This window comes from Ruegeria sp. CDSC051 (assembly GCF_059610665.1).
On the sequence record NZ_JBXWOC010000001.1, the window covers coordinates 667,714 to 693,984 of the forward strand.

29 protein-coding genes are annotated in these 26,271 nt (G+C 54.9%); 12 read left to right on the forward strand and 17 right to left on the reverse strand.

All coding sequences use genetic code 11. The features are described 5' to 3' along the window. Positions 1 to 3 precede the first annotated feature (3 nt). The 4 genes from AC2FH0_RS03435 to AC2FH0_RS03450 all read left to right on the forward strand — a co-directional run bounded on the left by AC2FH0_RS03435 (position 4) and on the right by AC2FH0_RS03450 (position 5,132). Positions 4 to 1,890, forward strand: coding sequence for an AMP-dependent synthetase/ligase (locus AC2FH0_RS03435; RefSeq protein ID WP_496788583.1), 1,887 nt, complete (start codon positions 4 to 6; stop codon positions 1,888 to 1,890). Positions 1,891 to 1,919: 29 nt separating this feature from the next. After that, positions 1,920 to 3,080: an ABC transporter substrate-binding protein gene (locus tag AC2FH0_RS03440; RefSeq protein WP_281994628.1), complete on the forward strand. Its 1,161-nt coding sequence runs from the start codon at positions 1,920 to 1,922 to the stop codon at positions 3,078 to 3,080. Between the two features lie 144 nt (positions 3,081 to 3,224). Then, positions 3,225 to 3,890, forward strand: coding sequence for a YrbL family protein (locus tag AC2FH0_RS03445; protein ID WP_496691251.1), 666 nt, complete (start codon positions 3,225 to 3,227; stop codon positions 3,888 to 3,890). A gap of 153 nt (positions 3,891 to 4,043) precedes the next feature. Beyond that, positions 4,044 to 5,132 (forward strand): SGNH/GDSL hydrolase family protein, encoded by a 1,089-nt coding sequence (locus AC2FH0_RS03450; RefSeq protein ID WP_496700271.1) that lies wholly within the window; start codon positions 4,044 to 4,046, stop codon positions 5,130 to 5,132. 102 nt (positions 5,133 to 5,234) lie between these two features. Here the strand turns inward: AC2FH0_RS03450 and rpsI are convergent, their stop codons facing one another. The 4 genes from rpsI to AC2FH0_RS03470 all read right to left on the reverse strand — a co-directional run bounded on the left by rpsI (position 5,235) and on the right by AC2FH0_RS03470 (position 8,277). Next, positions 5,235 to 5,720, reverse strand: a complete 486-nt coding sequence (rpsI, locus tag AC2FH0_RS03455; RefSeq protein ID WP_058271904.1) for a 30S ribosomal protein S9 — start codon at positions 5,718 to 5,720, stop codon at positions 5,235 to 5,237. A 5-nt stretch (positions 5,721 to 5,725) separates the two neighbouring features. Beyond that, the gene (gene rplM, locus AC2FH0_RS03460) at positions 5,726 to 6,184 is read right to left on the reverse strand and encodes a 50S ribosomal protein L13 (protein ID WP_058271592.1); all 459 of its coding nucleotides are present in this window, start codon (positions 6,182 to 6,184) and stop codon (positions 5,726 to 5,728) included. 147 nt (positions 6,185 to 6,331) lie between these two features. Beyond that, positions 6,332 to 6,862, reverse strand: coding sequence for a GNAT family N-acetyltransferase (locus AC2FH0_RS03465; protein ID WP_496691253.1), 531 nt, complete (start codon positions 6,860 to 6,862; stop codon positions 6,332 to 6,334). An 11-nt stretch (positions 6,863 to 6,873) separates the two neighbouring features. Further along, positions 6,874 to 8,277 (reverse strand): aminotransferase-like domain-containing protein, encoded by a 1,404-nt coding sequence (locus tag AC2FH0_RS03470; protein ID WP_496691254.1) that lies wholly within the window; start codon positions 8,275 to 8,277, stop codon positions 6,874 to 6,876. A 99-nt stretch (positions 8,278 to 8,376) separates the two neighbouring features. Here AC2FH0_RS03470 and AC2FH0_RS03475 point away from each other — a divergent pair, with 99 nt between their 5' ends. Continuing rightward, on the forward strand, positions 8,377 to 8,604 hold the full coding sequence (locus AC2FH0_RS03475) for a DUF1127 domain-containing protein (protein WP_142633870.1): 228 nt from the start codon (positions 8,377 to 8,379) through the stop codon (positions 8,602 to 8,604). A 59-nt stretch (positions 8,605 to 8,663) separates the two neighbouring features. Here AC2FH0_RS03475 and AC2FH0_RS03480 read toward each other — a convergent pair whose 3' ends face one another. Next, on the reverse strand, positions 8,664 to 9,107 hold the full coding sequence (locus AC2FH0_RS03480; protein ID WP_142633872.1) for a PaaI family thioesterase: 444 nt from the start codon (positions 9,105 to 9,107) through the stop codon (positions 8,664 to 8,666). Between the two features lie 58 nt (positions 9,108 to 9,165). On the opposite strand from AC2FH0_RS03480, the gene AC2FH0_RS03485 reads away from it, so the two are divergent. The 4 genes from AC2FH0_RS03485 (at position 9,166) to gluQRS (ending at position 13,098) form a co-directional block, all read left to right on the forward strand. Beyond that, entirely contained in the window at positions 9,166 to 9,951 is a 786-nt protein-coding gene (locus AC2FH0_RS03485) for an enoyl-CoA hydratase (protein WP_282021264.1), read from the forward strand. Between the two features lie 261 nt (positions 9,952 to 10,212). After that, the gene (gene trmFO, locus AC2FH0_RS03490) at positions 10,213 to 11,553 is read left to right on the forward strand and encodes a methylenetetrahydrofolate--tRNA-(uracil(54)-C(5))-methyltransferase (FADH(2)-oxidizing) TrmFO (protein ID WP_496700997.1); all 1,341 of its coding nucleotides are present in this window, start codon (positions 10,213 to 10,215) and stop codon (positions 11,551 to 11,553) included. Between the two features lie 37 nt (positions 11,554 to 11,590). Next, positions 11,591 to 12,205 carry a class I SAM-dependent DNA methyltransferase gene (locus AC2FH0_RS03495; protein WP_496707808.1) on the forward strand — a complete coding sequence of 205 codons (615 nt, stop codon included), beginning with the start codon at positions 11,591 to 11,593 and terminating at the stop codon, positions 12,203 to 12,205. Then, positions 12,202 to 13,098, forward strand: a complete 897-nt coding sequence (gluQRS, locus tag AC2FH0_RS03500; protein ID WP_496788584.1) for a tRNA glutamyl-Q(34) synthetase GluQRS — start codon at positions 12,202 to 12,204, stop codon at positions 13,096 to 13,098. The genes AC2FH0_RS03495 and gluQRS overlap by 4 nt, the downstream gene beginning before the upstream one ends. A 4-nt stretch (positions 13,099 to 13,102) precedes the next feature. Here the strand turns inward: gluQRS and hisI are convergent, their stop codons facing one another. Then, positions 13,103 to 13,492 (reverse strand): phosphoribosyl-AMP cyclohydrolase, encoded by a 390-nt coding sequence (gene hisI, locus AC2FH0_RS03505; protein WP_496788587.1) that lies wholly within the window; start codon positions 13,490 to 13,492, stop codon positions 13,103 to 13,105. 48 nt (positions 13,493 to 13,540) lie between these two features. On the opposite strand from hisI, the gene AC2FH0_RS03510 reads away from it, so the two are divergent. Then, entirely contained in the window at positions 13,541 to 13,993 is a 453-nt protein-coding gene (locus tag AC2FH0_RS03510) for an iron-sulfur cluster assembly scaffold protein (protein WP_496788589.1), read from the forward strand. 60 nt (positions 13,994 to 14,053) lie between these two features. Further along, positions 14,054 to 14,692, forward strand: coding sequence for a MarC family protein (locus tag AC2FH0_RS03515; protein ID WP_496788590.1), 639 nt, complete (start codon positions 14,054 to 14,056; stop codon positions 14,690 to 14,692). 186 nt (positions 14,693 to 14,878) lie between these two features. Here the strand turns inward: AC2FH0_RS03515 and AC2FH0_RS03520 are convergent, their stop codons facing one another. The 5 genes from AC2FH0_RS03520 to sciP form a co-directional block, all read right to left on the reverse strand. Then, positions 14,879 to 15,163 (reverse strand): hypothetical protein, encoded by a 285-nt coding sequence (locus tag AC2FH0_RS03520; protein WP_496788591.1) that lies wholly within the window; start codon positions 15,161 to 15,163, stop codon positions 14,879 to 14,881. Beyond that, positions 15,115 to 17,205 carry an ATP-dependent DNA helicase RecG gene (gene recG, locus AC2FH0_RS03525; protein WP_496788593.1) on the reverse strand — a complete coding sequence of 697 codons (2,091 nt, stop codon included), beginning with the start codon at positions 17,203 to 17,205 and terminating at the stop codon, positions 15,115 to 15,117. The genes AC2FH0_RS03520 and recG overlap by 49 nt, the downstream gene beginning before the upstream one ends. Then, on the reverse strand, positions 17,202 to 19,328 hold the full coding sequence (gene ligA, locus AC2FH0_RS03530; RefSeq protein WP_496700260.1) for an NAD-dependent DNA ligase LigA: 2,127 nt from the start codon (positions 19,326 to 19,328) through the stop codon (positions 17,202 to 17,204). The genes recG and ligA overlap by 4 nt, the downstream gene beginning before the upstream one ends. Positions 19,329 to 19,451: 123 nt before the next feature. Then, positions 19,452 to 20,168, reverse strand: a complete 717-nt coding sequence (gene ctrA, locus AC2FH0_RS03535; protein WP_496691262.1) for a response regulator transcription factor CtrA — start codon at positions 20,166 to 20,168, stop codon at positions 19,452 to 19,454. Positions 20,169 to 20,250: 82 nt separating this feature from the next. Then, positions 20,251 to 20,544 carry a CtrA inhibitor SciP gene (gene sciP / locus AC2FH0_RS03540; protein WP_281994636.1) on the reverse strand — a complete coding sequence of 98 codons (294 nt, stop codon included), beginning with the start codon at positions 20,542 to 20,544 and terminating at the stop codon, positions 20,251 to 20,253. A 129-nt stretch (positions 20,545 to 20,673) separates the two neighbouring features. Here sciP and mnmA point away from each other — a divergent pair, with 129 nt between their 5' ends. After that, a complete protein-coding gene (mnmA, locus tag AC2FH0_RS03545; protein ID WP_281994637.1) occupies positions 20,674 to 21,819 on the forward strand; it encodes a tRNA 2-thiouridine(34) synthase MnmA in 1,146 nt (381 codons plus the stop codon). Here the strand turns inward: mnmA and AC2FH0_RS03550 are convergent. From AC2FH0_RS03550 to AC2FH0_RS03575, 6 genes are all read right to left on the reverse strand, one after another. Further along, positions 21,816 to 22,397 (reverse strand): hypothetical protein, encoded by a 582-nt coding sequence (locus tag AC2FH0_RS03550; RefSeq protein WP_496691263.1) that lies wholly within the window; start codon positions 22,395 to 22,397, stop codon positions 21,816 to 21,818. The genes mnmA and AC2FH0_RS03550 overlap by 4 nt on opposite strands. Continuing rightward, on the reverse strand, positions 22,397 to 23,554 hold the full coding sequence (gene lpxB / locus AC2FH0_RS03555) for a lipid-A-disaccharide synthase (RefSeq protein ID WP_496788594.1): 1,158 nt from the start codon (positions 23,552 to 23,554) through the stop codon (positions 22,397 to 22,399). The genes AC2FH0_RS03550 and lpxB overlap by 1 nt, the downstream gene beginning before the upstream one ends. Then, on the reverse strand, positions 23,554 to 24,348 hold the full coding sequence (locus tag AC2FH0_RS03560; protein WP_496691265.1) for an LpxI family protein: 795 nt from the start codon (positions 24,346 to 24,348) through the stop codon (positions 23,554 to 23,556). The genes lpxB and AC2FH0_RS03560 overlap by 1 nt, the downstream gene beginning before the upstream one ends. Before the next feature lie 4 nt (positions 24,349 to 24,352). Continuing rightward, positions 24,353 to 25,138 carry an acyl-ACP--UDP-N-acetylglucosamine O-acyltransferase gene (gene lpxA / locus AC2FH0_RS03565; RefSeq protein ID WP_271947043.1) on the reverse strand — a complete coding sequence of 262 codons (786 nt, stop codon included), beginning with the start codon at positions 25,136 to 25,138 and terminating at the stop codon, positions 24,353 to 24,355. Beyond that, complete coding sequence (gene fabZ / locus AC2FH0_RS03570) at positions 25,135 to 25,608, reverse strand: 3-hydroxyacyl-ACP dehydratase FabZ (RefSeq protein WP_496691266.1); 474 nt, start codon at positions 25,606 to 25,608, stop codon at positions 25,135 to 25,137. Before fabZ ends, lpxA begins: the two co-directional genes overlap by 4 nt. Before the next feature lie 72 nt (positions 25,609 to 25,680). After that, positions 25,681 to 26,265: an OmpH family outer membrane protein gene (locus AC2FH0_RS03575; protein WP_496691267.1), complete on the reverse strand. Its 585-nt coding sequence runs from the start codon at positions 26,263 to 26,265 to the stop codon at positions 25,681 to 25,683. Positions 26,266 to 26,271 lie beyond the last annotated feature (6 nt).

Genomic DNA, 26,271 nt, shown 5'->3' on the forward strand with positions numbered 1-26,271 from the left:
CGCATGAATATAAGCACCCTGCCCTCTCAGATCATGATTAATGGTGTTCAGTACAACGCAAACCCCGGTCAGCGACCGGTCTATGTGGATGAATGCACAACCATCGGCCAGCTGTTTCAAAAGCGTTGTGCCGATTTGGGCGCGCGTACGGCGCATCGTGAAAAGGATTTCGGTATCTGGAAATCCTATTCCTGGGCGGATTACTGGCAGCACGCGAAATGGATTGGCCTCGCCTTGCAAAAGCTGGGGTTGAAACGGGGCGAAGTTGTTTCGATCCTGTCCGAGGACCGAAAAGAATGGGCCTGGTTCGATATGGGCATTCAGGGCGTCGGGGGGATCGCCTCGGGCATCTATACGACGGATTCGGCCGCGCAACTGAAATATCTGATCAATGACAGTGGCAGCCGTTTTCTGGTGGTCGAAAATGAAGAGCAGTTGGACAAGTTCCTTAAGGTCGAAGGTGATCTTCCCAATCTTTTGAAGGTTATCATCCTTGAGGATGAAGGTCTGCATGACCTGGACCATGACCGCTGCATGTTGATCGGCGATCTTTATGAGCTAGGTCAGCAAACCGAGCGTGAAGAGCCGAACCGCTTTGACGCCGAAATCGCGCTTGCATCCCCGCAGGATACCGCTCTTCTGGTTTATACATCGGGCACGACCGGCATGCCAAAAGGCGCAATGCTGAGCCACGAGAACATCCTGGCCGCAATCGAAGCCGGCGCCCATTCCTTGCCCGCATTGGAAACAGATGAACAGCTGTGCTTTTTGCCGCTCTGCCACATCCTCGAGCGTGATGTTTCCATATATTTCCCGCTGGCAACGAAATCTGTCGTCAACTTTGCCGAAAGCCCCGAGACTGTTTTCGCAAATCTGCAAGAGGTTTCTCCTTCGACGTTTACGGCGGTCCCGCGTGTCTGGGAAAAGATCTATTCTCAGGTTCAGATCATGGCCCAGGATGCAACCTCGACCGGGCGCGCGGCCTTTGGAATGGCGGTAAAGGCGGGTCTGGCACGTGCCGAATATATCCTGGCGGGCAAGCCGGTCCCGGCCAGTGTTGCCGCGCAGTACTGGTTTTGGGATCGTTTGGTTCTGCGTAACCTGCGCCGGATGCTGGGGCTGGACAATATGCGGCGCGGTGGAAGCGGCGCCGCCCCGATTTCGGCGGATTTGCTGAAATGGTACTGGGCCATTGGTGTACCTCTGGTCGAAGGTTTTGGTATGACCGAAACATCGGGCCTGGCAACATTGAATACACTTGGAAACAACAGGATCGGAACCATTGGAAAGGCTGTGCCCGTTAATGACGTCCGTATTTCCGAAGGCGGAGAGATTCAGCTTAAAGGGCTGAACATCTTTCAGGGTTACTGGCGAAACAACGCCAAAACAGCCGAGACTTTCACTGCGGATGGTTGGTTGCGTACTGGTGATATGGGCCAGATCGACCAAGACGGTTTCGTGACCATTACGGGTCGCCTCAAAGATCTTATCATCACGGCGGGCGGCAAAAATATCGCCCCGGCCGAGATTGAAAGCCGTCTCAAGTTCAGCCCCTTTATCTCGGACGCAGTTGTAATTGGCGATAAGCGCAAGTTCCTGACTGCACTAATCATGATTGATCAGGAAAACGTGGAGAAATTTGCGCAGGATCGAAAGGTCCCCTTCTCGAATTTTGCCTCTCTTTGTGCCTCCGCCGAGGTTCGGGACCAGATCAAAGACGAAGTGGGTGCCGCAAACAAGGATTTCGCACGGGTTGAACAGATCAAGGATTTCCGCCTGATAGATGTTCTGCTGACGGCAGATGATGACGAACTGACGGCCACAATGAAGCTCAAGCGCAGCTTTGTGGAAAAGAAGCACGAACATCTTATTGAAGACATGTACAATTAGACAAAACGTTATCCAAAGGGAGGATTATAATGAGGAATCTGATTAAACGGCTGTCCGCTGCCACAGTTTTGACGGCTGTAGCGACACTCTCCAGCGCTCAGACACAGGGTGTTACGGATGATGAGATCGTAATCGGCTCGGTCAATGATCTGAGCGGTATCTTCGCCGCCGTTGGTGTCCCAGCCACCAAAGGCGCCAATGTGGTGTTCGACCGCGTGAACGCCGCAGGTGGTGTGCACGGTCGGACCATCCGTTTTGTGGTTGAGGATAATGGCTATCAGATGCCGCGCGCGATGCAGGGCTACAACAAGTTGCTGAACCGCGACAAGGTGTTTGCGATGTTGCAATCTCTGGGTACGCCGATGAACCTGGCCGGGTTCAAACTGCTCGATCCCAAGGGCATTCCGAATGTCGCGCCTTTGACGTCGTCGCAGAAAATGCTGCAAGAACCAGTGCGCAACAAATTCACGTCCTTTTCCACCTATTTCGATCAGGCGCGTGTCGGCGTGAACTATCTGGCCAGCGAATTCGGATCGCAAACAGTCTGCACCATGTATCTGCCCACCGATTTCGGCGAGGAGATTCTGGAAGGCAGCAAGGCGGGTGCCGAAGAGGCTGGGATCGGTTTTGGCACAGAAACCACCCACAAGCCCGATGAGACGGATTTCGTGGGCTCTCTGAGCAAGCTCAGAGATGAAGGCTGCGACATCGTCACCATGGCCCTTGGGGTTCGGCAGGCGATCACTGTGGTTGGCACCGCCAAAAAGATGGGTCTAACGGATATGAAATTCTTGGGAACATCAGCCAGCTTCCTGACCGTCGTTGCCCAGGTGCCGGGTGGCGTGACGGATGGTTTTTATGCCGCCGCCTCATGGCTGGACTTGTGGGCCCGCGCGGATCAACCGGCCCCTGCAGCCTTCATCGAAGAGTATAAGGCTGCAACAGGCGAAGACCCCGTTGGATTTGCGATGTTGGGCTATTCTGCGGCTGAAATGATGGTTAAGGCGCTGGACGCCGCCGGCCCCGATCTGACTCATGACAGCTTTATCGCTGCGATGGAGACACTCGACTACAACGACGAACTGGTTGGAAATCACATCTCGTTTTCTCCGGACGACCACCAAGGTGCTGACACGGTGTTTGTGAGCGTTGTTGAAAACGGTGCTTGGAAGCTGGTCCACGAAGAGTAACGTCTGAAGAACAGAGTTTGATCAGCATTCAGGCGTTAGAAACCACGAGCCGTCCGTTCCAATACGGACGGCTTTTTCATTTTGTTTTGGGCTATCCACCTGCGGATAATTGGTTCCAATGCAAAACCGCTATAGTTAGGCGAAATGGAAAAAACTCGAATCGAAAATCTGTTGTCGTTGAAAGATCGTAAGATCATCGCGCAGGGTAATCGGCAATTTGTCTATCAACACCCTGATCTGCCGGACACTCTGCTGAAGATCCCGCAACCTCAGACGATAGATGACGAAGCTCATCTTGTGACGGATACCTGGTTTGATCGGATGTTTCGACGCTCGACGGCGTTCAAAGGATTTCTGCGCGAGTTTCACGAGTCGTTTGATCTTATGGTGCGTCACCAGAAATCCGCTGCTCCTATCCCCGTATGTGAGGTGCGAGGTGTGGTTCAGACGGACCTGGGTCTGGCGCTCATGTACGAGCGGATTTCCGAGCCTGACGGACAGCTATCGCCCAGCCTTATTGGTTTGGTCCAAAGCCGTCGCCTTAAGCCGCATCACTTGGATTCTTTGAACGCGCATTTTGACATTTTGGTCAAAGAGAACGTTTTGGTCAGTAACCAGAACCCCGGCAACATCGTCTATCAGACGTTGGCCGACGGCTCAGGACGATGGGTCTGGATAGACAGTTTCGGAAATAAGCAGGCGATCCCAGTTCGCAGGTGGTTCCCAAGCCTGAACAAACGAAAGATCGACCAGACTCGGCAGAAATTCCTTGCTTTGGCTCAACAGGCTTTAGGACGTGAAGCGGACTGACAAATCCGTGTTGGAGTAACTTTCTTTTCGTCTCACGCTTGACGTGTGCGGGCTGTTAATCTCAACATTCAGAAATGTTTTTTGTGCGTCCTCGTCATTACAACGATAACGGGACCAATTCGGTAAATGGTATTCTAGGTAGTTAGATAAAAAATGCGGTCAAAAATTCTGAACTTTCTGATCATCGTGATGATCTCTGCAACGCTTCTTGCTGGTGTGGAGCTGGGCATCCGTTGGCTGTCACCACAAGGCGTTCTGACAACATATCCAGAGGGTGGTCCACTTGGATTGAAGGACCCGGTCGTCGGGCATACGAACAGGCCAAACACTGTCGTCGCCATCAATGCACCAGAGTTCACGGTCGAGTATAAAGTCGACGAAAACGGGTTTCGTGAAACCCGCTTTCCAGCCAGTGCATTAGACGATGGAAAAACCATCAAGATCCTGTTGCTGGGAGATTCCTTTACCTTCGGCGCATCAAATGAGCTGGGCGATATCTGGCCAGAACTCTTGGCCCAGAAGTTCCTGGATCAAGGCATGCCTGTTCAGCTGATCAACGCAGGTGTTCCGGGATATAACACATCTCAACAGGCGCTGTATCTCGAGCGGTTAAGCGAAAAATATGACCCTGATATCGTGCTGGTTACCTTTCTTCCCAATGATATGTTCGCAAATGAGCCCATTCGGACCGTTGATGGCGTTGATGTCGCCTTTAGCGATGTCAGTTCGGTTGTAGGCTCGGGGAATATCAAGAAATCCTCGCTACACTCGGTTACGCTGTTAAAGCGAATGCTGATGGCGAACGATCAGACCTATACCCAACTGTACCTGATGACGCCGCGAAAGGCCTTTTTCACCACCCCGATGAGCGATCTGTTTCAAGCCAAAGTCGAGACGACAAAGCAGGTGTTTTCCCGCATGGCAGCCTTCACTCAGTCGCAGGGATCCGAGCTTGTGGTCGTGTCTGTCCCACAGTTGTTTCAGGTTCTTCAGGCCGCGAAAACATCTTCCGATCCCGAGGTCGATCCCGGCCTACCCGACCGCCTAATGGAGGGTGTGGTGGCCGAGCAAGGATTTCAGTGGCACGAAGCGCTGCCCTACCTCGCCGAGGAATACGGCACCAAGGGTGAAGACCTGTATTTCCGATACGATGGCCATCTGAATGCGGACGGCAACAGGGTTCTGTCCGAATTCATGTTCCAGATTCTGGCCCCGCTGATCGAAACCAAAACAGCCGGCTGAGTTCGACAACAGATTCGGCACCCCAAATCCTTATCAACAAAAGAAAAACGGCCGCAACATTGTGCGGCCGTTTGAAACAGTCTTGAAAGTTCGTACGAGCGATTAACGCTTGGAGAACTGGAACGAACGACGCGCTTTGCGCTTACCGTATTTCTTACGTTCCACAACGCGGCTGTCGCGGGTCAGGAAGCCAGCGGCTTTCAGTGCGCCACGCAGGCTGGGATCGTACAGTTGCAGCGCTTTCGAGATGCCGTGCTTGACCGCACCGGCCTGACCGGTCAGGCCACCGCCTTTGACGGTTGCGACAACGTCGAATTCACCTTCAACACCGGCAACCTGGAACGGCTGGCGCAGGATCAGCTGCAGAACGGGACGCGCAAAATACTTGTCCTGATCCTTGCCGTTTACGGTGACCTTGCCGGAACCCGGCTTGATCCAAACGCGGGCAACAGCGTCTTTACGCTTGCCGGTGGCATAAGAGCGACCCAGTTCGTCACGTACGGGTTCGCGCACGATGACTTCTTCGGCCACAACCTCAACGCCTGCAACGGCGCTCAGCTCTTCGAGAGTATTGATCTGATCAGCCATGGTCATTAGCTCCGGGTGTTTTTCTTGTTCATGGATGCAACATCCAGAACTTCGGGCGACTGGGCTTCATGCGGGTGCTCAGCACCGGCATAAACACGCAGGTTGGTCATAACCTGACGCGACAGGCGGTTGCCAGGCAGCATGCGCTTGACCGCTTGGGTCACAACACGCTCGGGGTGCTTGCCCTCAAGGATCTGCTGCTTGGTGCGCGACTTGATGCCGCCCGGGTGGCCAGTGTGCCAGTAGAAGTTCTCTTCGCGCTTCTTGCCGGTCATCTGGATTTTGTCAGCGTTAATCACGATGACATTGTCGCCCATGTCCATGTTCGGGGTGAACGACGCTTTGTGCTTGCCACGCAGACGCATGGCGACGATCGAGGCAAGACGGCCCAGAACAACGCCCTCGGCGTCGATCAGGATCCATTTCTTGTCGATGTCTGCAGGTGTTGCAGAAAAGGTTTTCATGGCAGGATAGTCCTGTTTGATGTGAAAGACCGCCCCCATACGGAGCGGTCCGAATTCGATGGATGGGGTTTAAACCCACGCGAAAGGCGGGTCAATACACGCAAATCAGTTTTAACTTAGCAAAAACAATGTATTACAAAATAGGTATTATTTTACCCCATGTTTTTGCCAATCTTTTTCCGTCAATACCCAACGCATCCACTGCCCAGCCCCGGTACCAAGAACAAGTTGCTGGGTATCAACGTACCGCGCCCCAAGTTTCGCGGTCCCTTTTTGTGAACGCAAGTTGGTTGGGTCGATATGAAACCAGACCTCATCCAGTTCGCCGAACACCTGATTTACCATCAGCGATTTGATCGCCCGATTGCTGGCTCCGCCCCAGTGATCACGGGTGATAAAGCTGTATCCGATGCCGATGCCTCTGGGAACTTCGGGAGGCTCATAATAGCGAGAGCACCCGATGACCCGGCCTGTCGCCTCTTCGCGTACTGTCACTGACCCACCTGCGCTCAACAGAAAATCGAAATAAGGGGCGAAAACTTCTTTCTGATGGCGGGATTTGGCGGGATGCCCGGCCCAAATCAACGGATCGCTGGCTGCAAGGTGCAGGTCTTCGAAGTCACTTTCGAGCATAGGTGTGACGACAAATCCCCTGCCCCGCATTTCCCGAATATCCATTAAGCGTCCCCTTACACCGAAATTTGTTCGGGTGGATTATCCAGCAGACGCCTGAGACGCTGCATTGCGTCCTCGAATTGATCCAACGATACATGCCCGTTCATGGCAATGCGCACCGCATTGGGCGCGCGCCCGTCACGCAAAGCAAACTCATCGGCAGACCGCAGTTGAATTCCCTCTCGCTCCGCTGCGCGGCTGAACGCAGCTGCTCGCCAACCAGAAGGCAAGTTCAGCCAGACAAAAGGTACATCTGAGGCCCAGTTCAGGTCGAACCCACCCAGGGCGTTTACGGCCACGCGCACATATTCCCCCATCCGGGTCCGGACATCTTTTGCGATTTGGCGCGTCCGCGGATCAGACAACATCAGCCGCGCCAGTTCGGCAAGCGGCTGAGCAAGGCCAAAATAGCCATATTCCGCTGAACGGCGCAGATCAACGCTGCGCTCGCGCGGCGCTATGGCAAACCCGACACGCAGTGCGGGCGTCAAGATCTTCGAGATCGACGACACATGCCATCCCCTTTCCGGCGCCAAGGCGCGATAGCTGGGCGCTCTTGCATCACCCATGCGGTAGCAGTCGTCCTCGATTATCTGGACGCCGAACCGCCGCGCGATTTCCACAACTTCTTTGCGGCGTTCCAGTGGTGTATGTGAGCCGGTCGGATTTTGAACCTCGGGTGAGACACATATGGCCTGCGCCGCCGACTGGCGAAGGGCATGCTCCATAGCGTTTGGATCCACGCCCCATTTGTCCATCTTTACGCCAACGACCTCTGCACGCATCAACTCACCGGCCCGTCGGAACCCCGCATATGACAGATCCTCAACCAGAACGATCGGCTTTGGTCCGCGTAATATTGTCTGAAATACAAGGCAAAGGCCGTTTTGTCCGCCGTGGGTCAGAACGATATCGTCCTGCGAAATTGGTCCCAATGGCAAATCGGAAAGCCAATCTACAACAGCCTGTCGCATAGGTTTATACGCATCGCGGGTTGGATAGTTCATAAACAGGCGTGGATCGGATTGTGCCACTTTCTGCATACATTCGCGGATCAGGGCCACCTGCCCCATATCGGCGAGCCTTGGGCTGAACAGGCTGACATTGGCTTCATATTTGTCATCTCTGAGATGAAGTTGCCGAGCCCAGACATCATCGAGCAGAGGCGCCTTGGGCGGGGCCACAAATGTACCACGTCCTACTTCGGCGCTGAGCAGACCTTCGTCTGTGAGTATCGTATAGGCGCGCGCAACGGTGCCCGGTGTGATTTGTAACCTATAGGCAAGTTCCCGCACCGGCGGCAGCTTTGTACCAACTTCCAAAAGATTGTTATCTATAGCTTTTCGAATTGTATCGGCGACAAGTGTATATTTTGGCCCTTTGGATTTAGGCAGTGACTCTGGCCAAATTGTATCCATTACAATTCTTCCTTTGATTGCAGCACAATTCTGAATGTATCAAGTGTTCATACCGAACATATTACGTTTGTGTCAATACAATTTGAAAGGAACCCCAAGATGACACGCGCAATGCACAACCCCGCCCTGATAGCGCTTAACGACAGCCCCCGGCTGCCGCTGATTGCCGCACTGGCCGTGCGGTTTGCGGCGACGGTCACAAAATGGGAGCGGCAACGCCGCAGCCGAATTAACTTGTCCAATCTCGATGACAGGCTGCTGAAGGATGTGGGCCTGACTAATTATCAGGCCAGACGAGAGATCGAACGCCCTTTTTGGCAGGGCTAGGTAATCCCCAGTCCCTATATGGGACCTCTTCCTTGGCCGGGTTTATCCCGGCCATTTTTTCACCCAAAAGCTGCCGCAGCTGACCCCTCTGGTGGCAAAGAATAGGTCATCGTTGCGCGTGCGACGGGTTTGTCTGACCCTTCCGAAAATATTAGAACGTCACCTACGGCAAGGGTTTTTCCTAGCTTCAGCAAGGTGCAGCGCGCAATCAAATCTGCATTTCCATCCGGTTTACGCATGAAGTCCATTGAACAACCGGTTGTCACGGCCAGAGACTGCTGGCCCCTGCGCGCCAGGATCAGTGCGTAAACGCTTACATCAGCTAATCCAAACATAGACGGCCCCGAGACGGTCCCACCGGGGCGCAAATGACGATCGCCAACGGCAAGTCTCATGACGATGGACTCTTCGGTCAGATCCTGGACCGAATAATCCTGACTGACCTGGGGGAAGATTTGGCTCATATAATCCTCCAGTTCCTCCCGATTCATTGCCAATGACATACTTCCCCTCCTGGATTTGCCGACCTAGAGTTGGCCTCACATCAGATCGGAGGGCAAGATGGGAATTCTGGAACGAAATGACGCAGACGCCGTGGCTAGGCTTACAATGAATGCGCCAGACCGACTCAACGCCCTAAGTGACGAAATGCTGGCTGCGCTACAGACTGAACTTGATGCCCTGCGCGAAGACAGTTCCATCCGGGCGGTGATCCTTTCTGGTAAAGGCAAAGCTTTTTGTGCGGGTCATGATCTGAAACAGATGACAGCAGGGCGCCAATCTGAAGACGGCGGTAAAGCCTATTTCCAGGACCTATTCAATCGCTGTGCGAAAATGATGCTTTCAATTCAGTCGCTTCCGCAGCCGGTTATTGCCCAGGTGCACGGCATTGCTACGGCGGCCGGATGCCAGTTGGTTGCAACCTGCGATCTTGCTGTAGCTGCTGAAGGGACGCGGTTTGGCGTAAACGGTGTGAATATCGGGCTGTTCTGTTCGACTCCAATGGTTGCTCTTAGCCGAAACATTCCACGCAAACACGCCTTCGAGATGTTGACGACCGGGGATTTCATTCCGGCGTCACGAGCTGCTGAGCTGGGTCTTGTCAATCGCGTGGTGCCAGAAATGCTGTTGGAGCATGAGGCTGTTTCACTGGCCGAGCAGCTTGCCTCAAAACTGGGATCTGCCGTGAAAGTCGGAAAACAGGCCTTCTACCGCCAGTTGGATATGCCGTTGGATCAGGCCTATTCCTATACCGGCGAGGTAATGGCTCAGAATATGATGCATCGGGATACCGAAGAAGGAATATCTGCATTTATCGGAAAAAGAGATCCAAATTGGAGCCAATAAGGAATTTGTCATGCATATTTTTCCGCAATGTCGCCATTTTTGGACTTTTCAAATGGGCGTTACTGTGGCAATGCTGAGACGAGGCTAAGGCCTTGAACACTTTTTGGGTCGCCGTGGGCGGAAGGTCCCTCCGAGCTGGTTTCTCTCACTAGCGCAGACATTCCCGCATCGGCGACCCCAAAAATCCCTTGAAAACATGATTTCCCGTGCGCCATCGCTGCTGTGTTGCGTTGCGATCTTCTGTGCCCTATGTGGCAGCTTATGACACAGAAATTGCATATCGTGGGCGGCGGCATGGCCGGGTCCGAGGCCGCATGGCAGGCGGCGGAAATGGGCGTCGAGGTCGTGATTCACGAAATGCGCCCAAAAGTCGGAACTTTTGCGCATCAGACCGGCAACTTGGCCGAGATGGTCTGCTCGAACTCATTCCGGTCGGATGATGACGAACAGAACGCCGTTGGACTGCTGCATTGGGAAATGCGCGAGGCCGAAGGGTTGATCTTGAAAACGGCAGATGCGCACCGACTGCCGGCCGGGGGCGCATTGGCTGTGGATCGCGATCCGTTTGCTGAATCTGTGACGGCCAGGTTAAAGGCTCACCCCCTTGTCGAAATCACTGGAGAAGAAGTGACCGCCCTGCCCGATGACGGCCAATGGATTTTCGCCACCGGCCCACTGACCTCTGCCGCTTTGGGTGACGCAATCCGCGCGGAAACCGGCGCCGAGTCGTTAGCATTCTTTGATGCCATTGCACCGATCGTCTACGCAGACAGCATCGACATGAGCAAAGCGTGGATGCAATCGCGGTATGACAAGGGCGAAACCGAAGAAGAGCGGACCGCTTATCTGAATTGCCCGATGGACAAAGACCAGTACGACGCCTTCATCGACGCCCTGCTGGCCGCCGATAAGACCGAGTTCCATGAGGGCGAAACCGCAGGCTATTTCGATGGCTGTCTTCCGATAGAGGTTATGTCCGAGCGGGGTCGTGAAACGTTGCGCCACGGACCGATGAAGCCGGTCGGCCTGACGAACCCGCATCAGCCCGAGGTAAAGCCTCACGCGGTGGTTCAACTGCGCCGAGATAACGCGCTAGGAACATTGTTCAATATCGTCGGCTTTCAGACCAAGATGAAATACGGAGCGCAAACCGACGTGTTCCGCATGATACCCGGGCTAGAGAATGCCAGTTTCGCGCGGCTGGGCGGTATTCATCGCAATACGTTCATCAACTCTCCGACATTGCTGGATTCCCAGATGCGGCTGAAATCAAAGCCCAATATCAGGTTCGCTGGTCAGATTACCGGTGTCGAAGGTTATGTGGAAAGCGCCGCGATGGGTCTTTTGGCCGGACGCCTGGCTGCTGCCGAGTTGTTGGGCCGTACCGTTCCCGAAATTCCACAGGACAGTGCCATGGGCGCTTTGATCCACCACATCACAGGCGGTGCCGAGGCGAAGACATTCCAGCCTATGAACGTTAATTTCGGTCTGTTCCGCCCTGTCGATGGGTTGAAAGGCGGTCGGCGTGGCCGAAAAGACCGCTACAAGGCCTATACTGACCGGGCCAAGGAAGAATGGACCAAGTGGTTGGCGCATTGGTGACTGGACGGGTCCGGCCCCGACGTCCTAACATATCGGTATGAGCGATAAATTCCTAAAGGATGTCTATGGGCTGGATTCGCCTCAGGCGACCAAAGCACATTATCAAAAATGGGCCTCGTCTTATGATGATGAGGTTGGGTCAAACGGTTATGCGACCCCGGGACGTATCGCCCGGGCACTCTGGTCGCAACTGCCCGAGCCCAAAACCCCAATTCTGGACTATGGCTGCGGTACCGGCCTGTCAGGTGTCGCGCTGAACGCGGTCGGGTTTGAGGTCGTCGATGGAATAGACCCCACCCCGCAGATGTTAGAGGGCGCTCTGGCAAAGGGGGTTTATCGCAACCTGATCAGCTTTGACATCGCAGATCCCAGCCCGCTGCAGTCTGGCGCGTATAAGGTCATCACCGCAATCGGGGTCATCGGCGTGGGTGCCGCACCACCTGAGACTTTGGATATGCTCATCAACGCGTTACCGTCAGGCGGCCTTATTGCTTTTTCTTTTAATGATCATACGCTTGAAGATCACAGCTATACCGTTCGCCTAAGTGAGTGGCTGGATATGGGCGCAGCACGATTGCTGTTCCGGGAATATGGCCCGCACCTTCCTGGAATGGACATGAAGTCTGACATCTATATTGTTGAAAAAGTGTGACTTTAGTAACAAGATTTGCCCCTTCGCCGACAGGACCACTGCATCTGGGCCACGCGTATTCGGCGATTTTGGCTCATGATTTTGCAAAGTCGAAGGATGGCCAGTTTTTGCTGAGGATCGAGGATATCGACCGCTCACGCTCGCGTCCAGAATGGGAAACTCAGATTTACGATGATTTGCGCTGGCTTCGCCTGTCGTGGCCGGAACCGGTGCTCCGCCAATCCACGCGAGCTGCCGCCTATGATGCCGTGCTGGATAATCTGTGGTCGCGAGGGTTGCTGTACCCCTGCACCTGCAATCGAAAAGACATCGCCAACGCGGCCAGCGCTCCCCAGGAAGGAGCCCCACTTCTTGGTCCGGACGGGATTATCTATCCGGGGACGTGTCGCACACGTTGGAGACAACAGGGTTCATCGGGTCAACCACGCCCGCTGAATATTCCGTTGCGATTGGATATGGCGGCAGCTGTAGAACAAGCTAAAAGTCTGTTTCAGAACGATAATAACACCGCATCGTTTCAAGAGATTGGAGAAGATCCAGGCGCTGAGTTCGGCTGTGTCCGGTTCACACAGGCAGAGATGTTGGACACGATCGGGGATGTTGTTCTGTCGCGCCGCGATATGGGCACGTCGTATCACTTGTCGGTCGTTCTGGATGACGCTGCACAAAAAGTTACGCATGTGGTTCGCGGTCAGGATCTGTTCGAAGCCACACGTATCCACGTTCTGCTGCAGACGCTGTTGAGTTTGCCGACACCGATCTACCTGCATCACCGCCTGATACGCGATCAGGCCGGCAAACGGCTGGCTAAACGCGACGATGCGCGTGCCATTGCCAAGTTTCGCGACGAAGAGGCGACGCCCGAAGATATTCGGGCGATGGTGGGGCTTTGACCAATCAGGTCATGGGGGTCATGATTTCGACCTCGTCCCCGTCTCTGACCGCTGTGTAGAAACAAGATCGACGGTTGGTGTGGCAGGCCGGGCCGGTCTGGCGCACAAGGACAAGCAGGCAATCCCGGTCGCAATCCACGCGGAGATCAACCAATTCCTGCACATGGCCCGAGCTTTCGCCCTTGATCCAGAATGACTGGCGCGAGCGGGACCAATAGGTAACGCGTCTGGTTTCAAGTGTCTTTTCAATGGCGCTCTGGTTCATCCAGGCCATCATCAATACCTCGCCCGTATTTTCGTCCTGAGTGATGGCTGGAATCAGCCCGGCCTCGTTGAATTTCAAACTCGATGCATCGAACGCGACTGAGGAAGACATGACAAAAACCTTTTGCATCCCGGTGGATGGCCACTATGTATTGGGAACATTCAACGAGGGAAAGCCATGTCCGGCGAGAATGACCTGATAAAGCTATACTCTGGCCGAATTCTGGCCCTTGCTGCTGACATCCCACACCTATGCCGGCTTGATGATGCTGACGCTACGGTGAAAAAACGCTCGCCCCTATGCGGGTCGACCATCACGGTTGATGTCAAAGTTCAGGATGGCAGAATTTCAGAGTTCGGTCAGGACGTGAAAGCCTGCGCCCTGGGACAGGCCTCTGCTTCGGTCGTTGGCGGGGCGATCGTCGGCACAACGCGTGCTCAGGTCGAAAAGGCGCGCGAGCAACTATCCGCGATGCTGAAAAAGGATGGATCGACACCAGAGGCCCCATTTGATGGGCTAGAGGTTTTGATGCCCGCACGGGAATATAAGAACCGCCATGCCTCGATCCTGCTGGTTCTTGATGCAACCGCAGAGGCGTTTGAACAGGCGGAACGCGCAAATTGCGCCTAAACATGGTTTTGACGGGCGAAACGTTATAGCCTTTCGGAATAAACGAAGGGAATTCTAGTTTTGAACGGTTTACTTGAGCATTTTGTCACGCTTTGGGTTGTTATTGATCCTATTGGAACAATCCCGGTCTTCATCGCCGTTACCGCAGGGCTTGGGGCCGCCGCACGCCGTAAGATGGCGCTTGTGGCCTCGCTTATAAGCGCCGGGATTCTGTTGTTTTTCTTGATCTTCGGGCAACTGCTGATCGAGGCACTGGATATCGGCCTGAACTCTTTTCAAGTCGCTGGCGGCATTATCCTTTTCCTGTTCGCGCTGACCATGATTTTTGGCGAGCCCAAACAGGAAGTCGAGCAGCGCGCTGCCGAGGACGACATCAAAGACGAACTCCACAAACACAACCCAGCGATCTTTCCTCTTGCCGTCCCCTCGCTTGCCTCACCAGGTGCGATGCTGGCCATCGTCATCTTGACCGATAACAACAGGTACAGTGTTGCTGATCAGGGGATCACGGCTTTGGTCATGCTGTCGGTTGTTGCGATTGCCTTTGTCCTGATGTTGCTGGCCGAACCGATCATTCGGCTGATCGGCCATTCAGGTGCCGCCATCATCAGCCGTGTCATGGGAATGATCCTGGCATCGGTCGCAGTGAACTCGGTTCTGTCGGCGTTGTTGGAAATTATGAAAACCGGTCAGCTCTAAAAAAAACCGCCGCACCTTTCGGGCGGAAAGGGCGGCGGCAGGTAATGCGTTTCTCATGTGGGGTCCGGATATCCGCGCGGGGCCGAGGCATGGCCCTTCAAGGGTATTGGGACAGGCAGGTCACCCTTGATTGAAATGGGGATGACAAGCGCGGCGTGATCGGCATGAGATCGCAGGCAGAAAGACTTAATACGTTCCGGGAAGATGAAGTGCGACCATAAGTATGACCACCAGTGCAACCGCACCTGCTGCGTCCTGCAGCAGCGTCGACTGGGAACGATTTAGGGTGGTCTTGATCTGGGTCAGCATATGGGTTCCTCCGGTCAGGGTTTTAATCCTTTGTTGACCTTTTGTTCTCATATTTTGCTGTCTTGGTAAAGAACTTTTTGAGAACATTTGTGAACTAATGTTCCTGTTTTCGTCTAACCAACTGATATCAAACGAATTGCCTGATCCTGTTTCATCAGCCACAAAAGAACACGAGCCGCCTTGCCCCTTTGCGTTTCAAGTTTGGCGTCCACGCCCAGCAGAGCCCTTGCGTCAGACTGCGCAACTGCCATCAAACCGGCCTGCCTTTCCAAATCGGCGATACGGAACTTCGGCAGACCTGACTGCGCGGTACCGATCAGATCGCCCGCTCCACGCATTTGCAGATCCGTCTCTGAGATTCTGAACCCGTCTTCTGTTTCGCGCAGAACTTCCAGCCTTTTGCGCCCCCCTTCGCCGAGGGGTGGCTGATACATCAGCAGACATGTCGATTCTGCCTCGCCTCGCCCAACACGACCGCGAAGCTGATGCAGCTGCGCCAGGCCAAAAATCTCGGCCCTTTCGATGACCATGATCGAGGCATTTGGAACATTCACGCCAACCTCGATTACCGTGGTCGCCACCAGAACTTTGGTTTGCCCCTGCTGAAATGCCTTCATCGCTGCGTCTTTGTCGGCGGGCGGCATTTGGCCGTGAACCAGCCCCACTATCCCGTCCCCCAAAATGGCACGCAGCCTTTTGAACCGTTCCTCGGCAGCGGTCAGATCCGATACTTCGGATTCATCGACAAGCGGGCAGACCCAATAGCATTGGCGGCCCTCAGCAATAGCTTTTTGCAGATGCGAGACAACTTCTTGAATCCGTTCAGTGCTCACAACCGCTGTTTTGACAGGTTTTCGCCCCGGCGGCTTTTCATCAAGCACGGACACGTCCATGTCACCGTATTGAGTCAGGGCAAGACTGCGTGGAATAGGCGTTGCTGTCATGACCAAAACGTCCGCCCCCCTGCCTTTTTCCGACAGCTCCATGCGTTGACGGACCCCAAATCGGTGCTGTTCGTCGACGATTGCCAGCCGTAATTCCTGAAACGCGACATCGCTTTGAAATACGGCGTGAGTGCCCACCAGAATGTGAATATCACCCCGTTGAAGCGCCAACAGCTTGGCACGCCGATCCGCCCCCTTGTCGCGACCGGTCAGGATTTCCAGAACCACGCCCGCCTCTTCGGCGAGGGGGCGCAACCCTTCCAGATGCTGCTGAGCGAGTATCTCGGTAGGGGCCATCATGACGCCCTGCCCGCCCGCCTCGACCGCGACCAGCAGAGCCATGAACGCAACCAGAGTCTTGCCGGACCCAACATCCCCCTGAAGCAATCTGTTCATGCGCGTATCGGAGGCCATATCCCCGGCGATCTCTTGAATAGCGCGCTGTTGGGCGTTGGTGGGCTTGTATGGCAGGTTCGACAACACACGGGATTGCAGCTTGCCCGTACCAGCGCTGGCGATCCCCTTGACCCTGCGCTCTCGTTGGCGGGCCAATGCCAAGGTCAGTTGATGCGCGAACAGCTCATCATAGGCCAAACGCTCATGCGCTGGAGAAAAAGACGCTACATCATCCGCACCCTGCGGATTATGCGCTGCATGTACAGCGCTCAGCCAGTCTGGCCAGTTCTCTTTTGCGACCTGCGCGGGATCAATCCATTCCGTCAATTCCGGCGAGAGTGCAACCGCGCTACGCGCCGCCTTGAAGGCAGTTTTCTGGGTCAGCCCCTGGGTCAAATGATAGACAGGTTCAAACTCAGGGATATCCTTCGCATCCGCTGGCGGCAGCATGTGATCCGGGTGGACCATCTGAGCGATCCCGTCGAACAGCTCTAACTTGCCAGAAATCACCCTGCGCGCGCCCTGAGGGAGCACTTTTTGCAAGTAATCGCCGCGGGCATGAAAGAACACCAACTGAAATTCAGTCTGGCTGTCTTCAACATGGACACGATACGCACCTCCCTTGTTTCTAGGGGGGCGATGGATGCCAACGGTGACTTCTACGGTCAGCGTCGAGGGCAAATCGACGCCTTGAATGGTATCGCGCCTGCGCCGATCAATCACCGCATAAGGCAGCCCGAACAAGACGTCGCGCGGGGTCTCGACACCTGACTGCGCCAAGACCTGAGCCGTTTTCGGCCCCACGCCGTCAAGCGTTTCCAGCCGCGAAAACAGCGGGAACAGAGATTCGGGCCGACCACTCATTTGCCGTCGATCAGCTGCAACCAGCCATCTTCGTCGAGCGTCTCGATCCCAAGCTCAGCCGCCTTTTTCGCCTTTGATCCAGCGCCCGGTCCTGCAACCAAAAGATCGGTCTTTTTGCTCACTGACCCCGACACTTTAGCGCCCAGTGCCTCGGCACGTGCTTTGGCTTCGGCGCGGGTCATCTTTTCAAGCGTTCCCGTAAAAACCACTGTCTTTCCTGCAACAGGGCTGCCCGAGGTATCGGGCCGTTTCGCGTCTTGGACATCAAGCTGAGCCACAAGATCGTCGATGCTCTGCCGTTCGGCAGGTTGGGCGAAGGCTGAAACCAATGCGCGGGCCATAACCTCACCAACACCGTCAACGTTCAGCAGCTCATCCCATTCTGACCCGGTCTGACTATGCGCTATGGTAACCGCTTTTTCCAGCTCATCCCATGATCCGTAATGCGTTGCGATTAGGTTCGACGCTGCCTCGCCGACATGTCGAATGCCCAGTGCAAACAGCAACCGACCCAGTGGAATAACTCGTTTTTCATCAATCGCTTGCCACAGATTGGTGGCGCTCTGCGCCCCCCATCCCTTGCGATTAGCCAGCCTGTTCAGGTTTGCACTATCTCGTTGTTTCAGAGTAAAAATGTCAGCCGGGGTCCGAACTGGCAGATCGGGATCGTCATAGAACATCTCAATCTGCTTTGCTCCAAACCCTTCGATATCAAAGGCCTTGCGTGAGACGAAATGCTTCAATTTCTCAACGGCTTGTGCAGGGCAGATAACGCCGCCGGTACAGCGACGGACCGCGTCACCTTCCTCGCGGATCGCATCGCTGTGACATTCAGGGCATTTTTCCGGGAAGATGAACTTTTCGGCATCATCCGGACGTTTCGAAATGTCGACATCGGCAACCTTCGGGATCACATCGCCGGCGCGATAAACCTGAACCCAGTCGCCGATCCGAATGTCTTTGCCTTCGCGTATCTCGCCGCCTTTTGCGTCTTTACCAGAAATGTAATCTTCGTTGTGCAACGTTGCGTTCGACACGACCACACCGCCGACAGTAACCGGGTGCAGCCTGGCCACCGGGCTCAGCGCGCCGGTGCGGCCAACCTGAATGTCGATCGCTTCAAGACGGGTCCAGGCAAGCTCGGCCGGAAATTTATGCGCAATTGCCCAGCGGGGTGTGCTGGACCGGAACCCAAGCCGTGATTGCAGCGCAAGATCGTTTACCTTGTAGACCACACCATCAATGTCATATCCAAGCGTCGCACGCTGCAGCTCGATGCTGCGATAGTGATCCAGAATCTGCTTTGTATCCGCGCATAAACGGGTTAGCGGGTTGGTTGAAAATCCGAATTCCTTCAGGCGCTGTATGGCTTCGTATTGGGTGCTTGCCAAAGGCTCAGACAGCTCCCCCCAGGCATAAGCAAAAAACTTGAGGGGACGAGAACGGGTAATTGCGGAATCCAACTGACGAAGGGATCCTGCGGCGGCATTTCGCGGGTTGGCGAAGGTTTTTTCGCCTTTCTTGGACTGGCTCTCATTTAGACGATCAAAGTCGTCGTGAGACATATAGACCTCGCCGCGAACCTCAAGGATGTCTGGTGCGCCGGTGATTACCTGTGGAATATCCGAAATAGTCAGCGCATTTGCGGTAACATTTTCCCCGACTTCTCCGTCTCCCCGCGTGGCCGCCTGGACAAGCCTACCCCTCTCATACCGAAGCGAAAGGGAGAGACCGTCGATCTTGGGCTCAGCCGTATAGCTCAAACTCGTCTCGTCATCCAACCCTAGGTATTTTCGGACGGACCGATCGAAATCAGAGACGTCTTCGTCTTGAAAAGCGTTGCCCAAAGACAGCATGCGCACGGCATGTGAAATCTTGGAGAACCCATCGGCGGGGCGGGCACCAACGATATCCGATGGGCTGTCAGATCGCTTGAGTTGCGGAAATCGCGACTCGATTTCTGAGTTTCTGAGTTTCAGCGCATCATAGTCGGCATCAGAAATCTCGGGGGCGTCTTTCTGGTGATACAATGCGTTCGCATGATGTAAAAGCCCAGCCAGCCGCGCCAGTTCATTGCGTGCCTGATCTTCCGTCAGGTCTGATACAGAAATGGAATTGCTCATGCCCTCGCCCCGTCAACTGTTCTTGGAGTTCAGTGATAGGGCGAGGGCATGGCTAGGTCCAGACGTGCTGTTCAGTGAGCGAGGGTGTCGCCCCGGACCCTTGGCGACGTAAAACTTGCGCGCCTAGGCGCCAACCGCAATGCGAGGTTCGTCGACGCTGTTTTTCTGAGGATCTCGCAACACATATCCCCTGCCCCAGACGGTCTCGATATAATTTTCGCCGTCGGTGGCATTGCTAAGTTTTTTGCGCAATTTGCAGATAAAGACGTCAATGATTTTCAATTCGGGCTCATCCATTCCCCCATAGAGATGGTTAAGGAACATCTCTTTAGTCAGGGTTGTTCCCTTTCGAAGGCTCAGAAGTTCGAGCATTTGATATTCTTTGCCGGTCAGGTGAACAGCCTTGCCTTCCACTTCGACGGTTTTCGCATCCAGATTCACTGCAACGCGCCCGGTGTGGATTATGGATTGAGAATGCCCTTTTGAGCGGCGAATAATGGCGTGAATACGTGCAACCAATTCTTCTCTATGGAATGGTTTGGTCAGATAATCGTCAGCACCAAATCCGAAGCCTTTAATTTTACTTTCTGTATCGTCGGCCCCCGACAGGATCAGGATCGGCGTTTCCACCCGCGCAACCCGCAACTGGCGCAGCACTTCATGCCCGTTCATATCCGGAAGGTTGAGATCAAGGAGGATCAGGTCGTAATCGTAAAGTTTTGCGAGGTCGATCCCTTCTTCGCCTAAATCTGTCGCATATACGTTCAGATTGGCATGTGTCAGCATCAGTTCGATGCTTTTGGACGTGGTTGGATCATCCTCGACAAGAAGTATACGCATTTACTGCTCCAATTCAGCTCAATTTACCGATTAAAATCGAGCCTGCTCAAAAATGGTTAATCTGACGTTACCGTTGAATCATTTATTCACACTCTCCTTTAGGTTGTCGATATTTTTTTATCGTGGTGACCTTTAAAGCGTCCGTTCCGTGTTCTGCGACCGCAGAAACCCAGGAATTAAATTCTTCATCGCTGAGGCCATATTGGTTTTTGGCTTCTGAAAGCGTAATCAATCCGTAAAGAACGCCACGGACTACAATCGCTTTACGGGATGCCACCCAGCGGGTTGTCTCTTTTGGCGGCAGATCAGCCCGGGATAAAACCGTTCCATCCGGCAGGGTTACCGACCTGGGCCCCTCTACTTTGTGCAAATACATCTTTCGGTCCTCTTCGTGCTGCGACAAAGCTGACACCATGCTACTTAATGTGTTGTGAAACCGCCCCTTGAGAGTATCTAGAATTTTCCTATATTCTGCCGGTCTTTCTTAACCCGTACTGGAACCGTCATGGCCCTCGACACCGAGACACCGCTGAACTCTCTTGGCTTTGCCAAGCCCCCGTCTGAAACGCGGGTGGTAGTTGCCATGTCCGGAGGCGTGGACAGCTCGGTCGTGGCCGCGCATTTGGCGGATCAGGGGTATGACGTCATCGGCGTCACCCTGCAGCTGTATGACCACGGTGCTGCGCTGGCCAAAAAGGGGGCCTGCTGTGCAGGTATCGACATTCACGATGCGCGCCGCGTGGCCGAGGAACGCGGGTTTCCGCATTACGTTCTGGATTATGAGAACATCTTCAAGGACGCCGTGATCGACGAATTCGCCGACAGCTATCTGGCCGGTGCGACGCCGGTTCCCTGCATTCGCTGTAACGAACGGGTGAAATTCAAGGACCTGCTGGAAACCGCCAAGGATCTTGAGGCTGATTGCATGGCCACCGGCCATTATATTCAGCGCAAGACAGGCCCCAACGGGCCAGAGTTGCACAGCGCCGAGGATGCCAACCGCGACCAATCCTATTTCCTGTTCTCGACCACCCCGGAACAGCTGGATTTCCTGCGCTTTCCGCTGGGCCACCTGCCGTCCAAGGACGCGACGCGCGAAATGGCGGCGCAATATGGGTTGGCTGTTGCCGACAAGCCCGACAGTCAGGACATCTGTTTCGTGCCCAACGGCAACTATGCCAGCGTCATCGAAAAGCTGCGCCCCGGCGCGGCGGAACCGGGTGAGATCGTTCATGCGGATGGTCGTGTGCTGGCCCAGCATAACGGGGTAATCCACTATACCATTGGTCAGCGCCGCGGGCTTGGTATCGGAGGCCTCAGCGACCCGCTTTACGTGGTGAAGCTGGATGTCGACAAGAAACAGGTTGTGGTTGGCCCCAAAGAGATGTTGGCCACCCGCACTATTCCGGTGCGTGAGATCAACTGGCTGGGCGATGAGCCGTTTACGTCACGCGATGAATGGCACGTCCTGGTCAAGGTTCGCTCGACCCGACCCCCGCGTGAGGCCATCATCCGCCCGCTTTCGGAAACCACGGCCGAGGTCGAGTTGCTGACCCCGGAAGAAGGTGTGTCGCCCGGTCAGGCCTGTGTCTTCTATGCGTCCGAAGGCAGCCGCATCTTTGGCGGCGGCTGGATTTGGCGCGGATACTAAACTGCGTCGGTCCACGAGTTGCTGAGAATATAAAGACCAGCGCAGATCATCACGTAAGGAACAAGCATCTCAAGCTTGCGCGCGATGCGACCACTGATGAGCGGAGATTTGGCGCCCAGCAGCGCCAGCGTGGCCAATCCTACCACGGCAAGCCCTGCGCCGAAGGCTCCGGCGATCCGAAAGCCTGGCGTTGAATCCGCCAATAACGGCGCCAGAACGGCCAAAGTGTCCATCGACAGGCTGGTAAACAGTAAGGTTGTCACCAAAATTGATGCTCCGGCTTCGAGATGCGCAGGAGTGTCGACGCCCTGCCCGCGCCATTGGCGGATGGCGGCCAGACAGCCCAGTGTCAGCGGGATCATCCCCAGATACCCGGCCCAGCCCGGTATTACGCCCTCGATCCCCATGGCGAACAGCAAGGACGCCGAAATCACCAAGGCCTGTGCGAACAGAAAGCCAAAGACGGCCCGTATATCCCCTGACACCAAGATCAGCGCCACCAAGGCGGCAAGATTATCCAGATTGGTCAGTATCAATGCCAGAAAGGCCGAAAAACCAAAGAGGATGAACTCGGCCATCAGGACGGCATTCTGGCCAACACGGCCTTTGCGGCTCTGAAACCAGGGGCGTCGCCGCCACGGCCCAGGCGCTCCATTGTCAGATCCATCGCGTTGCGCTGCGCGTCAGGTTTCAGGGCGACCTCTCGTAGCGCTACGGCAATCTTGTCCGGCAGGCAGTCATCCAGCAGGCATTCCGGGATGGAACGCGTTTCCGAGACAAGATTGACCAATGTAACCGTGTCCAGATTGACCATACGTACTGCCAGTTTCTGGGTCAGCCAGCTGAGGCGGTAGGCAATCACCATGGGTGTTGCTTGAGCTGCAAGTTCAAGCGACACGGTACCCGATGCCGCCAGAGCAAGGTCCGCTGCGGCAAAGGCTGCGCGTTTCTTCTGAACCGCCTCTTCGGTCGGAACATTGCGCGGGTCGATCACGACGGGATTGCCTGGCCATGTCTGCAGATGTTCGGTTACGGCCTCGACCATATGCGCAACCGCCGGAACAATAACCCGCGTACCCGGCCGGTCGGCTAGGAACTGCCCCAAGGCCTGACCGAATACAGGGGCCAGACGGTCAACCTCACCCTTGCGCGACCCCGGCAAGGCAAGAACCAGCGGAGCTTCCCCAAGTTCATAGGCGGCGCGAAACTCCTGGATATCGCGATCAGACGCGATGGGTTCGCTTGCAACCGGATGGCCAACAAAATCACATTCCATCCCGGCGCGTTCCATATAGGGCGGCTCAAACGGAAGCAACGCCAGCACATGGTCGATGACCTTGGCCATCTTATCCGCACGCCCCGGTCGCCAGGCCCAAACGCTGGGGGCCACATAGTGGACGGTTCGAGTATCGCTTGCTGCTTTGACCAACTTGGCAACGCGCAACGAGAAGTCCGGACTGTCGATGGTGATCAATACGTCAGGTTTGGTGTCCAGAACGGCCTGCGCTGTCTCAGATATCCGGCGCTTGAGGTGAAAGAATTTTGGCAATACCTCGATCAGGCCCATCACTGACAATTCGGACATCGGAAAGCGGCTGTTCAGACCCTGGGCCTGCATCAATGGTCCGCCGACCCCGTCGAATGTAACATCTGGGACAAGGGCACGTAGCCCTTCCATCAACGCGCCGCCCAATCGATCGCCCGAAGGTTCGCCGGCGACCAGAAACACCCGCATCAGTTGGTTCGCTCACGCACATAAAGGAACAAACCCAGGCGATCGCACTCAGCAATTACACGTTGTCGCTGCAATACAAGCACCCCGCCCTTTTCGATCACGATCCCGGACAAACCAGCTGCGACGGCGCTGGAAATGGTTTCAGGTCCAATAGCTGGCAGATCCGCGCGAAAGTCCTGATCAGGCTTTGGACCCTTGAAAAGCACCCCACCCCCCGCATCGGGCCGTTGAGTCAGAGACTCGAGCATCCATGCGGTGCCAAAAATCCCTTCGATCGCCAAAGCCTGCCCTTTGGAAACTGCACAGGCCTGGCCGATATCAGCTGCCCCCATGGCACGCAGGATACCGGATGCCCGATCCGCATCTGCCCGATCCGCGTCTGAGGGCTGTGCCTCTGTCAAACAACCAAGCGGAGGCAGCAGTTCAGGCGCAATCTCATGCGCGGCACGGACATTCAGGCCTGAGTTTTCGAATATCCCAATGACAGCCCGTAATGCGCCGTCATCGCCGGACTGAATCGCCTGCACCAGAATAGGCACCAACGGCATCGTCGCGGCATCAATGCGCGACGGGTCAACGGCGGGACGTTGAACCGCTCCGGCCATACAGATTTCAGTTACGCCACGGGTTTTGAGATCCGCGATGAATGATCCAAGCTGTTCCAGCGGGAAAACGATGTCAGCAGACAGAGTATCCGGGGCAAAGCCTTCCATCGCGCAGATCAAGGGCCGTTCAGCCAGACAGGAAACCACTTCGTCCGGCAACACACCTGTTCCCGCGATCAGTGCCAACATGATGTTACTTCCTCGGTGTCAGAAAGGACCGATCCGAATCGCCGGTTACGAAATTGACGATTTCGCGGACATATTCGCTTTCGGCATCTTCACCCAAGCGCTTGGCGCGGTCCATAAAAGTTCCGTCACCATCGGACAATTCGCGAAACGCTGCGCGTAAAGCTGAAATATCAGCTCGTGCGACACCACGCCGTTTGAGGCCAACAAGATTCAGGCCGTCCAGCTCGCCGCGAGGCGCTTGAACAAGCCCATAGGGAATCACGTCGTTGGGCACCATCGTCAGCGCGCCGATAATCGCCCCTCGGCCCACACGAACCCATTGATGCAAACCCGAAATCCCACCGACGATAACATCGTCTTCGATAATGCAATGTCCCGCGGCACCAGAATGGTTCACCATGATCACGCGATTGCCAATCTGAACGTCGTGAGCCACGTGAACACCAGCCATCAGCAAACAGTCATCGCCAATCCGGGTTACACCGCCACCGCCGTCTGTTCCAGAATTCACTGTTACATGTTCACGGATACGGTTTCGTTTGCCAATTTCCAACCGCGTATCTTCACCGCCGAACTTAAGGTCTTGCGGGATTTCACCGATGACCGAAAAATTGAAGATTATGGTGTCTTCATCCACCTCGGTGTCACCGGTAACAACAACATGCGACTTCAGTTCTACCCGGTCTTTCAACCGCACCCTTGAACCAACAAAACAAAAAGGGCCGATGACACAGCCCTCTCCGATCTGAGCACCGTCTTCGATGATTGCGCTAGGGTGAATGCCACTCATGTTGTCTTTTCCATGTCCCAATCAACATAGGCTGAGAACTCAGCTTCGGCTGCGACCTCTCCATCAACCGTGGCCCTGCCAGAGAACTTGAAAATCTTGCCACCCTTCTTGCCGCGCACAGTTTCAACATGCATCTCGAGCACGTCACCGGGCACGACTTTGCGGCGGAACTTGCACTTGTCGATATTCATGAAATAGATCAACAAGTCGCTGTCGATGACATCCATCCCAACGCCAAGCATAACACCTGCGGTCTGCGCCATTGCTTCAACAATGGTCACACCAGGCATGATCGGCGTACCAGGAAAATGGCCCTGGAAATGCGGCTCGTTCATAGTGACGTTCTTGATGCCGACCGCTGACTGATAGCCTGAAATCTCGACCACCTTGTCGACCAGCAGAAACGGATAGCGGTGCGGCAATATCCGTTGAATCAGCTGAATGTCGGCGCTTTTGGTGTCCGTGCTCATAGTTCTGATATCCTGTTCTGGATTTCTCTTTTCAATGTGGTTAGCAACACCGCGACCCGAGGGCAAGCAAACCTATTCGCCTGTACCTTCGTCAAGTGTTGTTCCATCACCAATGGCTGTATCAATTCGGGTGATGGCGGCATCTGTCACATCGGACAGATCCGAACTGAGAAACACGCTGGAGCGTTGAATAATGACCGAGGCGCCAGATTCGCGCAAAAGATCGATCAAAACTGGGCGGGCGAGTTCAAAAAACATCTGTTGTGCATCTTCACTGCGACGCGCAAGGGCATCAAGCTTGGCGCGCTGCCCTTCTCGGTGGTTCTGAACCTTTCTGTCGAACGCCTCTGCGAGGGGACGAAATTCTTCAGCAGACAGAGAGGCGCGCTTTTCGGTGAGGTCCTTCTCCTCCGCGCTGAGCTCTGCAACGATCCGCTCGTTCTCAGCAGCCAACAGAGCCCCTTCTGCTTCGATCTCACTGAGAATGCGACGTCCAAACGCCGAGTCAGAAAACAGCCGTTCGCTGGAGATTGTCAGGACGCTGGCTTGTGTTACGCCAAGCTGCTGTCCGGTAACCGGTCCTGCCAGGGTTAAGGTCAGAAAAAGACACAGGGCCCGAATGGGGCCCTGCATATAGGTTTGAAGACTACCTCGCATCCGAGA

Bases quoted from the DNA above. Each gene is read 5' to 3' on its own strand.
- hisI (WP_496788587.1), bottom strand. From the start codon at position 13,492: ATGCAAAAGGTTTTTGTCATGTCTTCCTCAGTCGCGTTCGATGCATCG.
- recG (WP_496788593.1), bottom strand. From the start codon at position 17,205: ATGAGTGGTCGGCCCGAATCTCTGTTCCCGCTGTTTTCGCGGCTGGAA.
- AC2FH0_RS03440 (WP_281994628.1), top strand. From the start codon at position 1,920: ATGAGGAATCTGATTAAACGGCTGTCCGCTGCCACAGTTTTGACGGCT.
- AC2FH0_RS03495 (WP_496707808.1), top strand. From the start codon at position 11,591: ATGAGCGATAAATTCCTAAAGGATGTCTATGGGCTGGATTCGCCTCAG.
- AC2FH0_RS03485 (WP_282021264.1), top strand. From the start codon at position 9,166: ATGGGAATTCTGGAACGAAATGACGCAGACGCCGTGGCTAGGCTTACA.
- rplM (WP_058271592.1), bottom strand. From the start codon at position 6,184: ATGAAAACCTTTTCTGCAACACCTGCAGACATCGACAAGAAATGGATC.
- sciP (WP_281994636.1), bottom strand. From the start codon at position 20,544: ATGTATTTGCACAAAGTAGAGGGGCCCAGGTCGGTAACCCTGCCGGAT.
- ligA (WP_496700260.1), bottom strand. From the start codon at position 19,328: ATGAGCAATTCCATTTCTGTATCAGACCTGACGGAAGATCAGGCACGC.
- mnmA (WP_281994637.1), top strand. From the start codon at position 20,674: ATGGCCCTCGACACCGAGACACCGCTGAACTCTCTTGGCTTTGCCAAG.
- AC2FH0_RS03575 (WP_496691267.1), bottom strand. From the start codon at position 26,265: ATGCGAGGTAGTCTTCAAACCTATATGCAGGGCCCCATTCGGGCCCTG.
- ctrA (WP_496691262.1), bottom strand. From the start codon at position 20,168: ATGCGTATACTTCTTGTCGAGGATGATCCAACCACGTCCAAAAGCATC.
- trmFO (WP_496700997.1), top strand. From the start codon at position 10,213: ATGACACAGAAATTGCATATCGTGGGCGGCGGCATGGCCGGGTCCGAG.
- AC2FH0_RS03470 (WP_496691254.1), bottom strand. From the start codon at position 8,277: ATGGATACAATTTGGCCAGAGTCACTGCCTAAATCCAAAGGGCCAAAA.
- AC2FH0_RS03450 (WP_496700271.1), top strand. From the start codon at position 4,044: ATGCGGTCAAAAATTCTGAACTTTCTGATCATCGTGATGATCTCTGCA.
- rpsI (WP_058271904.1), bottom strand. From the start codon at position 5,720: ATGGCTGATCAGATCAATACTCTCGAAGAGCTGAGCGCCGTTGCAGGC.
- AC2FH0_RS03465 (WP_496691253.1), bottom strand. From the start codon at position 6,862: ATGGATATTCGGGAAATGCGGGGCAGGGGATTTGTCGTCACACCTATG.
- AC2FH0_RS03560 (WP_496691265.1), bottom strand. From the start codon at position 24,348: ATGTTGGCACTGATCGCGGGAACAGGTGTGTTGCCGGACGAAGTGGTT.
- lpxA (WP_271947043.1), bottom strand. From the start codon at position 25,138: ATGAGTGGCATTCACCCTAGCGCAATCATCGAAGACGGTGCTCAGATC.
- AC2FH0_RS03550 (WP_496691263.1), bottom strand. From the start codon at position 22,397: ATGGCCGAGTTCATCCTCTTTGGTTTTTCGGCCTTTCTGGCATTGATA.
- AC2FH0_RS03510 (WP_496788589.1), top strand. From the start codon at position 13,541: ATGTCCGGCGAGAATGACCTGATAAAGCTATACTCTGGCCGAATTCTG.
- AC2FH0_RS03435 (WP_496788583.1), top strand. From the start codon at position 4: ATGAATATAAGCACCCTGCCCTCTCAGATCATGATTAATGGTGTTCAG.
- fabZ (WP_496691266.1), bottom strand. From the start codon at position 25,608: ATGAGCACGGACACCAAAAGCGCCGACATTCAGCTGATTCAACGGATA.
- AC2FH0_RS03480 (WP_142633872.1), bottom strand. From the start codon at position 9,107: ATGTCATTGGCAATGAATCGGGAGGAACTGGAGGATTATATGAGCCAA.
- AC2FH0_RS03445 (WP_496691251.1), top strand. From the start codon at position 3,225: ATGGAAAAAACTCGAATCGAAAATCTGTTGTCGTTGAAAGATCGTAAG.
- lpxB (WP_496788594.1), bottom strand. From the start codon at position 23,554: ATGCGGGTGTTTCTGGTCGCCGGCGAACCTTCGGGCGATCGATTGGGC.
- AC2FH0_RS03475 (WP_142633870.1), top strand. From the start codon at position 8,377: ATGACACGCGCAATGCACAACCCCGCCCTGATAGCGCTTAACGACAGC.